10 protein-coding genes are annotated in these 12,758 nt (G+C 71.7%); 6 read left to right on the top strand and 4 right to left on the bottom strand.

The features are described from left to right. Nucleotides 1-33: 33 nt before the first annotated feature. On the bottom strand, nt 34-936 hold the full coding sequence (gene dapA / locus ACZ7LY_RS10730) for a 4-hydroxy-tetrahydrodipicolinate synthase (protein ID WP_471624182.1): 903 nt from the start codon (nt 934-936) through the stop codon (nt 34-36). Nucleotides 937-1,130: 194 nt separating this feature from the next. Here dapA and ACZ7LY_RS10725 point away from each other — a divergent pair, with 194 nt between their 5' ends. Beyond that, a complete protein-coding gene (locus ACZ7LY_RS10725) occupies nt 1,131-1,421 on the top strand; it encodes a hypothetical protein (RefSeq protein ID WP_471624181.1) in 291 nt (96 codons plus the stop codon). A gap of 68 nt (nt 1,422-1,489) precedes the next feature. Here the strand turns inward: ACZ7LY_RS10725 and ACZ7LY_RS10720 are convergent, their stop codons facing one another. Next, nucleotides 1,490-3,337, bottom strand: coding sequence for an endonuclease/exonuclease/phosphatase family protein (locus ACZ7LY_RS10720; RefSeq protein ID WP_471624180.1), 1,848 nt, complete (start codon nt 3,335-3,337; stop codon nt 1,490-1,492). 379 nt (nt 3,338-3,716) lie between these two features. Between ACZ7LY_RS10720 and ACZ7LY_RS10715 the strand changes: the two genes are divergently transcribed. After that, nucleotides 3,717-5,156 carry a hypothetical protein gene (locus tag ACZ7LY_RS10715; RefSeq protein ID WP_471624179.1) on the top strand — a complete coding sequence of 480 codons (1,440 nt, stop codon included), beginning with the start codon at nt 3,717-3,719 and terminating at the stop codon, nt 5,154-5,156. A gap of 565 nt (nt 5,157-5,721) precedes the next feature. Then, nucleotides 5,722-7,176: an alkaline phosphatase PhoX gene (locus ACZ7LY_RS10710; RefSeq protein ID WP_471624178.1), complete on the top strand. Its 1,455-nt coding sequence runs from the start codon at nt 5,722-5,724 to the stop codon at nt 7,174-7,176. A gap of 6 nt (nt 7,177-7,182) precedes the next feature. Here the strand turns inward: ACZ7LY_RS10710 and ACZ7LY_RS10705 are convergent, their stop codons facing one another. Continuing rightward, nucleotides 7,183-8,664: an amino acid permease gene (locus ACZ7LY_RS10705; protein ID WP_471624177.1), complete on the bottom strand. Its 1,482-nt coding sequence runs from the start codon at nt 8,662-8,664 to the stop codon at nt 7,183-7,185. Nucleotides 8,665-8,908: 244 nt separating this feature from the next. On the opposite strand from ACZ7LY_RS10705, the gene ACZ7LY_RS10700 reads away from it, so the two are divergent. From ACZ7LY_RS10700 to ACZ7LY_RS10690, 3 genes are all read left to right on the top strand, one after another. After that, nucleotides 8,909-10,159 (top strand): TerD family protein, encoded by a 1,251-nt coding sequence (locus ACZ7LY_RS10700; RefSeq protein WP_471624176.1) that lies wholly within the window; start codon nt 8,909-8,911, stop codon nt 10,157-10,159. A gap of 269 nt (nt 10,160-10,428) precedes the next feature. Then, nucleotides 10,429-10,797, top strand: coding sequence for a hypothetical protein (locus ACZ7LY_RS10695; RefSeq protein ID WP_471624175.1), 369 nt, complete (start codon nt 10,429-10,431; stop codon nt 10,795-10,797). Between the two features lie 130 nt (nt 10,798-10,927). Further along, nucleotides 10,928-11,152: a hypothetical protein gene (locus ACZ7LY_RS10690; protein ID WP_471624174.1), complete on the top strand. Its 225-nt coding sequence runs from the start codon at nt 10,928-10,930 to the stop codon at nt 11,150-11,152. Between the two features lie 19 nt (nt 11,153-11,171). On the opposite strand, the gene ACZ7LY_RS10685 is transcribed toward ACZ7LY_RS10690, so the two are convergent. Next, complete coding sequence (locus ACZ7LY_RS10685) at nt 11,172-11,996, bottom strand: NAD-dependent epimerase/dehydratase family protein (protein ID WP_471624173.1); 825 nt, start codon at nt 11,994-11,996, stop codon at nt 11,172-11,174. Nucleotides 11,997-12,758: the final 762 nt, after the last annotated feature.

Below are 12,758 nucleotides of genomic sequence, written 5' to 3'. Positions count from 1 at the left end.
CGGCGCTCAGCGGAGCGCTTCCCGTGGCGGGCGTCAAGGGGCCGTGGTCAGGGCCTCGTATGCCGTGAGCAGGGGTGTGGTGGTGGCGGGGGGTGCGGGCAGGAGTGGGGGGCGGAGCGGGCCGCCGCCGGGCAGACCTAGGGCGGTGAGCAGGGACTTGAGGGTGACGGCGCCGGGCAGGCCCGCGTTCATGGTGAGCGCCGTCAGCGGGATCGTGCGGCGCTGGAGGGCGGCGGCGCCTGCCGTGTCGCCGCGGTCGTAGGCGTCGAGGATCGCGCGGAAGGCGGCCGGGACGGCGTTGGCGACCGTCGAGACGTAGCCCGCGCCGCCGAGCGCGTAGTGCGCGAGGACGTACTCGTCGCAGCCCGTGTAGAACGCCAAGTCGGTCGCGGCCATGACCTGTTGGGTGCCGAGCAGGTCGTACGCGCAGTCCTTCACGGCCACGATCCGGGGGTGCTCGGCGAGCGCGACGAGGGTCGCGGGCTCGACGCGCGTGCCGGTGCGGGCCGGGATGTCGTAGACCATGACCGGCAGGTCCGTCGCGTCCGCGAGCGCCCGCAGATGCGCCGCCACCGCGTCCTGCGGCGGCCGGCTGTAGTACGGGGGAGTGGCCAGCAGGCCGTCCGCTCCCGCGCGTTCCGCTTCGCGCGCGAGGGCGACCGTGTGCCGGGTGTCGGCCGTCCCGACGCCGGCGACGAGGGCGGCGCGCCCGTCGACGGCCTCGCGCACGGCCCGTACGAGGTCCGCCTTCTCGGTGTCGGTGGTGGTCGGCGACTCACCCGTCGTGCCGGACAGGACGAGCCCCTCGCAGCCCTCGCTCACCAAGCGGTCCGCGTGCTTCTGCGCGGCGGCGAGATCGAGGGCGCCGGAATCGGTGAAGGGCGTGAGCATCGCGCAGAGGGCGCGGCCGAAAGGAGCGGGTCGCTTCGCGTTCATGCCGTCAGTGTCGGCCGCCCCACCGTGAAGCTCTACTTAATTCTGCTACGAGATAGAGCGGAGGAACGCTGAATCGTACGGGCGTATGAGTATGTATTTCGGACGTTCTCCGTGATATTTGGCCGAGATGCCCTCTTCAGGTTGCACGTCGTGAATCCGATGAACTGCTCAGAAAGTCCAGGCAGGTTCGTGAGGTGTTCGTGGTGCGAGACGTGGTGTGGGCGCTGGCCCTGCCCGCGGTGATGAGCGCGAGTGGGCTCTACGCGGCGGGAGCCGCCTGGTGGCGGCGCAAGCACCCTGCTCCGCCCCCGTACTCGCAGGCCGGACTGCGCCTCGCGGGGGAGCGCGCGGTCACGGTCGCCGAGGCCGTCGTCGCCGACCAGTACGCGCTGCTGCTCGCCGAGCCCCCGCACCCCGCCGCCCCGGCGCGCCACCAGGAGAGCGCGACCGCCGAGAGCAGCCGCCCCGGCGACACCCCCGCCTGACGCCCGAGCCCCCGGGGTGCACGGACTGGCGCGCCCCGGGGACTCTCAGACTCGTACGGAACAGAGCGTCACGGGCGGACGCGCAGCACCTGCGGGTCGTGGTCGCTGATCTGGTCGTGGAACTCGCTGTTGATGTGCACGCTGTCGTACTGGAACGCGCCCTTGCGCAGCGACGGGCTGATCAGGATCTGGTCGAGGACCTGGCTGTTGCCCTGGTAGTCATACGTGTAACGCTCGCTCTTGGGCAGCGACTTGATCGCCGACCACAGCACGCCCCCGTCCTCCAGGCGCTGCGCGGTGCCGGAGAACTCGAAGTCGTTGATGTCGCCGAGCGTGACGACGTCCGCGTCCTTCTGGACCTTCAGCAGGTCCTTCACGAAGGAGTTGACCGCCGTCGCCTGCGCGTGCCGCTGGGTCTCCGAGCTGCGCACCGGCGGCTGGAACTGCGCGGTCAGCGGCTGGTCGCCGCCCTTGGACGCGAAGTGGTTGGCGATGACGAAGACGCGCTTGCCGCGGAAGGTGAACTCCCCGGCCAGCGGCTTGCGGCTGGACTTCCACGCCGTGTTCGCCGGGTCGATCCGGCCCGGCGACGCGGTGAGCGCCGCCTGCCCGCGCTCCTCGGTGACGCCGACCGGGGTCGTGGCGTCGCCGCTCGCGCGGTCGGTGAAGGAGACGCGCTCGGGGTTGAACAGGAACACCTGCCGGATGTTGCCGCCGGGCTCGCCGCCGTCCTGGTCGTTGGCCGGGTCGATGGACCGCCAGTCGTAGCGCGGGCCGCCCGCCGTCGCGATCGCGTCGATCAGCTTGTTCACCGTCGCGTCGGCGGCGACCGTGCCGTCGTCCTTCGCGCCGTTGTTGTCCTGGATCTCCTCCAGGGACACGATGTCGGGCGACTGGAGGTTGTCGACGATGGCCGCCGCGTGCGCGCCGAACGTCGTGTCGCCCGGGTCCAGGTTCTCCACGTTGTACGTGGCCACGGCCAGCTCGGCCGACTTCTGCTTACGCGTGTACTCGCGTCCCAGGCCCGAGGGCTCCAGCGTGCCGAGGTCGCGGGCGACCAGCGTGTAGCCGCCGTACTGGTTGAAGTCGAGCGGGCCCTCGGTGGTGCCGGTCAGCGCGTCGCCGACGTCGGCGGTCGGGAAGTCGGCGACCGCGCCGAGCGACTGGATCTGGAGCCGGCCGCCGTTCTGGGAGTCGTACGAGCCGTAGCGGGTGCCGCCGCGCTGGGTGGAGTGCTCGTTCGGCTTGACCGTGACCCACAGTTCGGCGTGCGTGTCGGTCGCGGTCACGACGCGGGACGGGCCGATCCGTACGTTCTGGCCCTCCAGGGACTCCCAGTAGTCCAGGGCGTACGTGCGGGGCTGGAGCGGCAGGCCGTTGATCGAGCCGCCGGCCGCCGGGTCGCCCTGGGGCGTGTACGCGGACGGCACCGACTTCGCGGTGATCGTGGTGACGGGCACCGGGTTGCCGGACGAGACGACCGTGACCTTCGGCTTGGTGATCTCGGTCAGCGACTGGTTGCCGGAGGAGGCGCCGCCGGGCACGTACTCGGTGACCGTGCCGGAGACGGTGACCGCGTCGCCGGTCTTCACCGTGGGTGTGGAGGACGTGAAGACGAAGACGCCCTCACTGGTCGCCGGGTCGGCGTCCGGCGTCGGGTCCTGGAACCAGAACCCCTTCGACGAGCCGTACGTGCGGACGCCGGTGACGATGCCCGTGACATCGGCGACCTGCCGGCCGGCGAGCGGGGATATGCGCGTGGCGCCCTGGATGTCGTGGATGGCGACGGGGGCCGCGTGCGCGGTGCCGGTCGCCACGAGGGCGCAGGCGGCGCCGCACGCGCCGGCGACGGCGACAGCGGCCAGGCGCGAACGGGAGCGCGGGGAGCGGCGGGCGGGGGCGGGCTGACTCGGCAAGGGTTCCCTCCGGGGACGTGCGGGTGGCGAGCGCCGGGACGAGGGTGGAGCGGTGGCGTACGTGCGGTCCGCGCGGGTGCGTGGGCCGGTACGTACATGCGGTGCGGCGGTGTCGCGTACGGCGACGACCTGACGGTGACGACGACGGTGATGACGGTGGCGGCGGGGGCGGGCGCGGCGGGGCCGGGTGGCTCCGCGTGACGCACTCCCTCGTCGTTTTCTACGCGCGTCAATCTCTTTCCTGCGCGGGGGAGTTGTCAAGGTTTCGCGGATGTCCGCACGGCGAGCGGTGGCTGACCGGTACATGAACCCGGCGGCAAGGGTGCAAATCCGTCTAGGCTGAGCGGTCGCACCGTACGTCCTTGAGGAGAACCAGCCGATGTCAGACAGCTCCCCCCTGCCGCCGGTACGGCTGCCCGCCGAAGCGGAGCTGGCGCGGGACGCCCTCGCCACGCCCCTCCTGTCCCGCGCGGTCAAGCTCGCCCGCTGGGCCGGGCCCGACACCCGCGTCGGCGCCGGGGGCGAGCTGGCCGAGGAGCAACTGCCCGCCGCCGCAGCCGAACTGGGGCTCACGGACGACGCGGACGGCGCCGCCTACGCGAGCGAGGCGTGGCGGGTCGCCGTCGACACCGGCCTGGTGGACGTGGTCGACGAGGAGAAGGGCACCGTCACCGCGGGCGCGGAGCTGGCCACGCTCGCCTCCGGCGGGCCCGCCGACGTGCTCGGGCTGTGGCTCACGGCGCTCGACACGGTGCTGGCCGACGCGAGCGTGCCCGACCTCGACGACCTCGTCGACGCGATGGAGGAGGGCGGCGAGATCGACTTCTCGCAGCTCGACTGGGACCCCGAGGCGGAGGCCGAGTTCCTGGAGGGCGTCCTCGGCAATCTGTACCTGCTGACCGTCGCCGAGGGCGGGGCCGGCGAGGGGCCCGTGCCGCTGCCCGCGCTCGCCGCGTCGATGATCGTGCCGGACGACATGGGTGAGCCCACCGACGACATCCTGGAGCAGGTCTCCGACGCGATGATGCGGCTGGACGACCAGTTCCGGCTGCTCGACCCGGTCGGGCTCGTGGAGTTCCAGCCCGTGGACGAGGCGCTGATGGCCGACCTCGACTCCGAGGAGGCCGCGGCCGCCGAGCCCATCGACGAGTCCGACGTCTCGCGGTACGGGATGGTACGGCTCACCCCGCTCGGGCTGTACGGGGTGCGGGCGCGGATGCGGGACGCCGGGGTCGACGCGCCGGCCGTCGGGGACCTCGCGGAGCGCGGGGCGGCGGAACTGCTCGACGGCACGTCCTCGTACCCGCAGGCCGCCGCGCAGGAGGAGATCGAACGGTGGCTCGCGCGCCGGGAACCGCTGGCGGCGGCGCGGGAGTTGCTGGCGGCGGCGCGGGGGAGCGACATGGGGGCGCCTCTGCGGCGGCTGCGGTGTCAGCAGGCGCTGTCCCTCGTGGGCGGGGAGGCGGAGCCGGCGTTGCGGGAGGTGCTGGACGACGCGGAGCTGGGCGGTCTTGCGCGGGTGTGGCTCGCCGAGCACGGGGCCTCCGACGTGCCGGTGCCCTCGGAGGACCTCGTCTTCTGGCTCACCGTCGACACGGTCGCGGCGCAGCTCTCCCTTGAGGGGAACTCCGAGGAGTTGCAGGCGCTGGTGGAGGGGCTCGCGGCGCAGCACAGTGGGTTCTTCTCGGCGGCGTGGCGGGTTGAGCATCCTGCGACTGCGGATGTGCTGGAGGCGATGGGGAGGTTGCACCCTGACAAGAAGGTGGCCAAGGAGGCTCGTAAGGCGGCGTTCAAAGCGCGGACGGCTCGCGCCGATTAGCGGGATCTTTTGACGCGGGGTTGTTGGGGTGCGGGTCCCCTGGGGTCGTCGTTCACCTGCGGGTGGGTGGGGGCTTCTCGCGCAGTTCCCCGCGCCCCTGGGGAGTCCTCCGGCGGAGGCTGCTTGCAGCAGGGGGTGCGCAGTAGGTCGTGGTTCACCTGCGGCCCGGTGGGTGGCTGGTCGCGCAGTTCCCCGCGCCCCTTCGGGGCACGACCGTGCGTTGTTTTCTGCGGGTGGGTGGGGCTTCTCACGCAGTTCCCCGCGCCCCTGAAGCATGCACTTCGTGCAGCTTCCCCCGGAGGGAAGCGGGGCTCCGCCCCAGCTCCCCAGGGGGGAGGCGGCGACGCAGTCGCCCCTCCAGGGGCGCGGGGAACTGCGCGATCAGCCACGACGAAAGTCGAGGATGTCCACCGGGCGGAGCCACCCACCTGGCTAGGGGCGTGGGGGACGTCGGGGGGAAAGGGACCGCTGGAGTTCAGGGGGTGTTCAAGATGGGGCGGCAGTGTGGTGGGCGTCACCCCCCGCCCCGCCCTCCCGACAGGGACACCCCGCAGGAGACAGACACATGCCGCTCACCCGCAGGGACTTCACCCGCACCGCCGCCGCAGGCGCAGGCGTGGCCCTCGCCGGCTCCGTAGGCGCCCTCGCCACCGCCCCGGGCGCCCTCGCCGCGACGGAGGAAGAGGCCCACGAAGAGGCCCAGGGGGAGGGCAGAGGGAAGCAGCCGGGCTTCGGCTACGGCCCCCTCCTGCCCGACCCGGACGGAATCCTCGCCCTGCCCGCAGGCTTCACGTACAAGATCGTCACGTACAGCGGCAGGACGAAGCTGGAGAGCGGGGAGTTCACCCCGTCCAACCACGACGGCACCGCCACCTTCGAGGGCTCGCGCGGCACCACGCTCCTCGTCAACAACCACGAGCTGGCCGGCGCCCGCGACAAGTGGCCGCACCCGGTGCCGCTCACCGAGGGCCTCGTCTACGACCCGGCGGCGGCCGGCGGCTGCACCGTCGTCGAGGTCCGCCGCGGCGGCGAGGTCGCCGAGTGGGTCGGCATCGCCGGCACGGCCACCAACTGCGCGGGCGGCGCCACCCCCTGGGGCACCTGGCTGACCTGCGAGGAGACCGAGGACAAGGCCGGCAAGAACGGCTTCACGAAGGACCACGGCTACGTCTTCGAGGTCGACCCGCACGACCGCCGCGCGAACCGCGCCCCCAAGCCGGTCAAGGCGTTCGGCCGCTACGCGCACGAGGCCGTCGTCATCGACCCCAAGCGCGGCCACGCCTATCTGACCGAGGACGCCTCGGGCCCCAACGGCCTGCTGTACCGCTGGACGCCCCCGAAGGGCTTCGAGCACGGCCGCGGCCGGCTGCGCACGCTCGCCGACGACGCGGGCACGCTCCAGGCGTTCAAGTGCTTCGACTCCGGCGGCCGGTTCGTCGACGACCTCTCGCGCGCCACGAAGACCGGTACGACGTACGGCGTCGACTGGGTGGACGTGCCCGACCGTGACGCCCGTACGACCTCTGTGCGCAAGCAGTTCAAGGACGGCGAGATCACCCGCGCCCGCAAGCTGGAGGGCATGTGGTGGGGCGACGGGGGCGCGTACATCGTCGCCTCGTACGCGCGCGCGGAGAGCCCCGTGCAGCACGACGGGCAGGTCTGGTTCTACGACCCGAAGCGCCGCACCCTCACCCTGAAGGTGCTGCTCGGGGTGAACCCGGACCCGGCGGAGGACGGCGCGTTCGACGGCCCGGACAACATCACCGTCTCGCCGTACGGCGGGCTGGTCATCGCCGAGGACGGGGACGGCGTGCAGCACCTGTTCGGCGCGACCGAGCAGGGCCGTACGTACCCGATCGCCCGCAACGAGCTGAACGAGGGCACCGAACAGGAGCCCGCGTACAGCGAGTTCACCGGTGTCACGTTCTCGCCGGACGGGCGCACGCTGTACGCCAACATCCAGACGCCCGGCATCATGCTCGCCATCACCGGCCCCTGGAAGCGCCAGAAGCAGCGCTGAGCAGCATCACAGCAGCGGGTCCACCGGCGGCGCCTCGTTCTCCGCGGCGATCCGGTGGACCCGCCGCCGTACCGCGTACCAGCCGCCCGTCAGACAGAGCGCGATGGGGACGAGCATGAGGACCGTCTTGCGGCCCGCGCCGTCCTTGTCGAACCACATCATCACGATCACCCCGAACAGGAAGCCGATCGTGGTGAGTTCGATCCACGGCGAGGCCCACAGCCGGAACGCGGGCCGGTGGACGACGCCCTCACGCGCGCGTCGTACGAACACCAGGTGGCAGAGCATGATCATGCACCAGGTGGAGATCACGCCGAGCGAGGAGATGTTCGTGACGATGGCGAACGCGTCCTCGGGCAGCCACGCGTTGAGCGCGACCCCGAACAGCGCGGCGGTCGCCACCAGCAGGATGCCGCCGTACGGTACGTGGCTGCGGCTCATCCGCGCGGTGAACGAGGGCGCCGACCCGGCCATCGCCATGGAGCGCAGGATGCGGCCCGTCGTGTAGAGGCCGGAGTTCAGCGACGACATGGCCGCGGTCAGCACGACGAGGTTCATGATGCCGCCCGCCGACGGCACCCCGATCTTCGACAGGACCGTCACGAACGGGCTCTGTGTCGCCGAGTACGAGGTCCACGGCAGCAGCAGCGTCAACATCACGACCGAGCCGACGTAGAAGACGGCGACGCGCCACATGATGGAGTTGACGGCCCTCGGCACGACCCGGTCCGGGTCGGCCGTCTCGCCCGCCGTCACACCGACCATCTCCACGGCCGCGTACGCGAAGACGACGGTCTGCGTGATGAGGACGACGGGCAGCACGCCCAGCGGGAAGAAGCCGCCATGGTCGCTGATCAGGCCGAGACCGGGCTCGGCGCCGTCCACCGGGCGGCCGGTGACCAGGAAGAAGACGCCGATCAGCAGGAACAGCACGAGCGCGGCGACCTTGACCAGGGCGAACCAGAACTCCATCTCGCCGAACGCCTTCACGGAGATCAGGTTCACCGTCAGCACGATCGACAGGGCGATCGCCGCGAGCACCCATTGCGGGACGGACGTGAACATCGACCAGTAGTGCACGTACAGCGCGACCGCCGTGATGTCGGCCATGCCGGCGCTCGACCAGTTCAGGACGTACATCCAGCCCGCGACGAACGCGCCGCGCTCGCCGAGGAACTCGCGCGCGTAGCTGACGAAAGAGCCCGAAGACGGGCGGTGCACGACCAGTTCCCCGAGCGCCCGTACGACGAAGAAGGCGAACAGGCCGCAGACGGCGTACGCGACGGCGAGCGCGGGCCCGGCCTTCGCCAGATTGCCGCCCGCGCCGAGGAACAGGCCCGTGCCGATCGCGCCGCCGATGGCGATCATGCTGATGTGACGGGGTCGCAGGGACTTGGCGTAGCCGAGGTCACCGGCGTCGCTGACGCCCTCGGCGGTGGTCGGGTCGTCGGGCGGGGCGGCGAAGTGGGGGTGTTTGTCCTGGTGCACGCCCGGAACTCTCGCAAACCGGAAGGGCGGTCTCGGTGACGCGCGCCGTCCCGCACCCCGTTCGTGCGGGGCGTTCGCCTGTCGTTCGAATGGGTGCGCGAGAGCGGTCGGCCGGGGGCGGTTGACCGGTGCAGGGTAGCGGCCGTCCGGGGGAGGGGGCGGCCGTCCGGGGGAGCGCCGGGAGAAACTTCTTGGGTAAGGGAACGGCAAAGCGGAGCCGGTCGTTACCACTGGCATGACAGCTATGACCCCTGGTTCGAACATCCCGCTCGCGGCGCGGCGCGTGACGGTGGACGTCACGGCCCCGGTGCGGCTCGACGTGTCGGGCCTGCTGCTCACCGCCGACGGCAAGGTGCGCTCGGACGACGACTTCATCTTCTACAACCAGCCCTCCGGCCCCGGCGTCAGCTACACGTCGGGCGGCGGCACGAACCCCGACGCGATCACCGTCGACACGGCCGCCGTCCCGCAGGGCATCGAGAAGATCGTCGTCACGGCGAGCCCGGACGCGGCGGGCCAGACGTTCCAGGGCATCGAGCCGACGGCCACGATCCGCGACGCGGACAGCGGGGCCGCCCTCGCCACCTTCACCCCGCCCCGCCTCGGCGCCGAGACGGCACTCGTGGTCATGGAGGTCTACCTGAGGAACGGCGCGTGGAAGGCGCGCGCGGTGGGCCAGGGGTATGCGAACGGGCTGGCGGGCATCGCCACGGACTTCGGCGTCAGCGTGGAGGAGCCGCCGGCACCCGCGCCGACGCCCGCCCCCGCGCCCGCCGCGGCTCCCGCGCCGCCCGCCGCGATGCCGGCGCCTACCACGCCGCCGGTCGACCCGCGGATCGCGCCGCCCCCGCCGCCGGGTGCCGCGCCGCAGCAGCCCGCGCCCGCCGCGCCCGCGTCCGTGCCCGCGCCGGGCGCCGGGAAGATCAACCTCGACAAGGGCCGCGTCTCCCTCCAGAAGAACCAGACGGTGTCCCTGGTCAAGGGCGGCAAGCCGCTGCTGAGCCAGGTCAAGATGGGCCTCGGCTGGGAGCCCGCGTACCGGGGCAAGGACATCGACCTCGACGCGTCGGTCATCGCGTACGGGCCGCAGCGCAACCACATCGACAGCTGCTACTTCGGCAAGCTGTCCATCGTCGGCGGCGCGATCAAGCACTCCGGGGACAACCTCACGGGTGAGGGCGCGGGCGACGACGAGGTCATCGTCGTGGACCTCGGCCGGCTCCCGCAGGAGGTCACGGGCCTGATCTTCACGGTGAACTCGTTCACCGGCCAGAAGTTCACCGAGGTCGCCAAGGCGTACTGCCGCCTGCTCGACGCGGCCAGCGGGGAGGAGCTGGTCCGCTTCGACCTGACGAACGCGGAGCCGCAGACGGGCGTGATGATGGCGAAGCTGATCCGGCAGTTCTCCGGGGAGTGGGAGATGACGGCGATCGGCGAGTTCGTGAAGTCCCGCACGGTACGGGGGATGGTCAAGCCCGGCGCCCAAGCGCTGTAGCGGCCCTCCCGTCTGGCTCCGCCCCGCTGGGCCGGCTGGTCCGGTTCGTCCGGCTGGCCCTCGGGGGTCTGGGAAGGGTTTCCGTACGGCCTCGTGGCTGGATGACATCGGTGTCAAAGGGGCCTCGGTGGGCGCCTTTCGGGGCGTGGGCCGCCTCCGTGCTCGGGCCTTGGCGGACGGGCCGGGAAGCGCGCTCGGGCACGGTTCGGAACGGATGCGTCCAGAAATGATCTGGCCCCGCCTTCACTCGGGCGGCTACGGTCCTCCATATGTCCGCCACATATTCGCCCGGCCCGGGACGGACCGCTCAGCAGCTCAACGAGCAGATCCGCTGCCTCATGCTGCGCTCCGGCGGATGGCTCACCGACGAGCAGCGCGGCGAGTACGAGCGGCTGATCGCGCAGTGGGCGGTCGCGATGCGTGCCGAGGCCGCCGAGCAGGCCGAGGGCGCGGAGGGTGCCGGGTCGTCGTCCGGGCGGCGAGCCGCGGGTGAGCAGGCCCGCTCCGGCGAGAGCGCGGGGCGCGCGGCACGGCCCGTACTGCCCGTGCGGCGGCCGCGAGCCACCCGCGCCCGCCCCGGAGCCCTGCGGCCGACCGCCACGGACCATCAGGCGGGACCGGCGGCTCCCGCCCGCTGACGCGTGCGCTTGCGCGTGCACGAGTACGCGTGTGCGTGCGCCGGAAGGCTCTGGCCTTGCTCAACTGCCTTGTCCGGCGTGCCCGCGCTCGGTCATGATCGTCCCAGCGCACCACCAAAGGGGGTACATCATGGCCAAGCCCGTCAAGGCATCGCTGGGCGACGTCTGGATCACCTGTCAGTTCTGCAAGAGCGACCGCTTCCGTGAGCGCGGAGTGAAGCTCAACAGCACCGGCGGGGAGTTCTTCAACTTGGCCTGGGCCGACGAGACCGCCACCGGCCTCATCTGCTGGCGCTGTGGCTTCGTGCACCTCTTCGTCAACCGCGAGGTCCAACTGCACCGCGTCAAGGACTGACTGCCAAAGGCCGGGTCGGTCAGTACGGCCAGATCGGCGGATCGTCGACGAACTCGCCGCCCAAGTGGTTGTGGGCCGGGGCGTCGTCGGTGAGCGGGCCGTGCTCGGCGAGCAGCTTCTCGGCGAACACCTCGGAGTCGTCGCGGGGTTCGTAGCCGAGGGCGCGGGCGCTCGAAAGGTCCCACCACAGACGGGTGTTGGCGGACGAGCCGTAGACCACGGTGTGTCCGACGTCCTCGGCGCCGAGCGCCGCGTGGAAGAGGCGGGCGCCGTCCTCGGGGCTCAGCCACACCGACATCATGCGGACGTCGGTCGGGTCCGGGCGGCACGCGCCGATCCGCACCGAGACCGTCTCCACGCCGTGCTTGTCCCAGTACAACTGCGCGAGGTCCTCGCCGAACGCCTTCGACAGCCCGTAGAACGTGTCCGGGCGGTGCGGGGTGGTGACCGGGATCAGCGGGTCGCCGGCCTCCGGGCGCGGGCGGGGGGTGAAGCCGACGGCGTGGTTGGAGGAGGCGAACACGATTCGGGGGGCCCGGGTGCCGCGCCGGTCGCCTTCCGCGCGGACCGCCTCGTACAGGTGGTGCAGGCCCACGATGTTCGCGGCCAGGATCTTCTCGAACGTCGACTCCAGGGAGATCCCGGCCAGGTGCAGCACCGCGTCGACGCCCTCGACGGCCGCGCGTAGCGCCTGCTTGTCGGAGAGGTCCGCGACGATCGCCTGCGGCGCGTTCGGCACGGGGTGCAGGTCCAGGAGGCGGAGGTCGTAGCCGTACGGGGGGAGCAGTTCGCGCATGTAGGTGCCTAGGGTGCCGGCGGCGCCGGTGAGGAGGATTGTGCGCATGTCGTCTCCGCGGGTTGGCGGGTGATTTTTGTGGGCCTGGGGTTTCGGGTGCGGGCCCGTTGCAGTCTTGCGCAGTTCCCCGCGCCCCTGAAGGGGGTTGCCCCCTGGGGTTGTCGTTCACCTTTCGGCCGGTGGGGCGTCTCGCGCAGTTCCCCGCGCCCCTGTCGGGGCGGACCTGTGCGTGGTCATCTGCGGGCCGGTGGGTGGCTGGTCGCGCAGTTCCCCGCGCCCCTGAAGCATGCACTTCGTGCAGCTTCCCCTTTGGGAAGCGGGGCTTCGCCCCAGCTCCCCAGGGGAGGAAGCGGCGACGAAGTCGCCCCTCCCGCTTCCCCCGGGGCTGCGACGCAGGTCGCCCCTCCCGGCTACCCCCAGGGGGAGGGTGCGACGTAGTCGCCTCTCCAGGGGCGCGGGGAACTGCGCGCTCAGCCACGACGCGAGGCGAGGACGAGAACGCACGGGCCGGCCCACTTACCCAGGGGCGCGGGGAACTGCGCGATCAGCCACGACGCGAGGCGAGGACGAAAACGCGCGGGCTGGACCTGGACTGCCTGCCCTCCCCCCGGGCGCGGGTCACGGCTAGGGTCTGTCGTCAAAGTGTCATGTCCACATGAGGAGTGAGGCCAGGGTGATGGCGGCGGTGTATGACTCGGCGGTCTTGTCGTAGCGGGTGGGTGCGCCACGAGGCGCCATGGAATCGAGTGAGGTGAGAGACCTTCACCACCGGGTTGTCGTAGCAATCCGGTTGCAGCTGGGGGCAGTTTG

This window comes from Streptomyces sp. NPDC107550 (genome assembly GCF_055639095.1).
This window is presented reverse-complemented; position numbering and strand designations above follow the sequence as displayed.

Coding starts and splice junctions, on each gene's coding strand:
- dapA (WP_471624182.1), bottom strand. CDS start 936: ATGAACGCGAAGCGACCCGCTCCTTTCGGCCGCGCCCTCTGCGCGATG.
- ACZ7LY_RS10715 (WP_471624179.1), top strand. CDS start 3,717: ATGTCAGACAGCTCCCCCCTGCCGCCGGTACGGCTGCCCGCCGAAGCG.
- ACZ7LY_RS10710 (WP_471624178.1), top strand. CDS start 5,722: ATGCCGCTCACCCGCAGGGACTTCACCCGCACCGCCGCCGCAGGCGCA.
- ACZ7LY_RS10700 (WP_471624176.1), top strand. CDS start 8,909: ATGACCCCTGGTTCGAACATCCCGCTCGCGGCGCGGCGCGTGACGGTG.
- ACZ7LY_RS10695 (WP_471624175.1), top strand. CDS start 10,429: ATGTCCGCCACATATTCGCCCGGCCCGGGACGGACCGCTCAGCAGCTC.
- ACZ7LY_RS10690 (WP_471624174.1), top strand. CDS start 10,928: ATGGCCAAGCCCGTCAAGGCATCGCTGGGCGACGTCTGGATCACCTGT.
- ACZ7LY_RS10685 (WP_471624173.1), bottom strand. CDS start 11,996: ATGCGCACAATCCTCCTCACCGGCGCCGCCGGCACCCTAGGCACCTAC.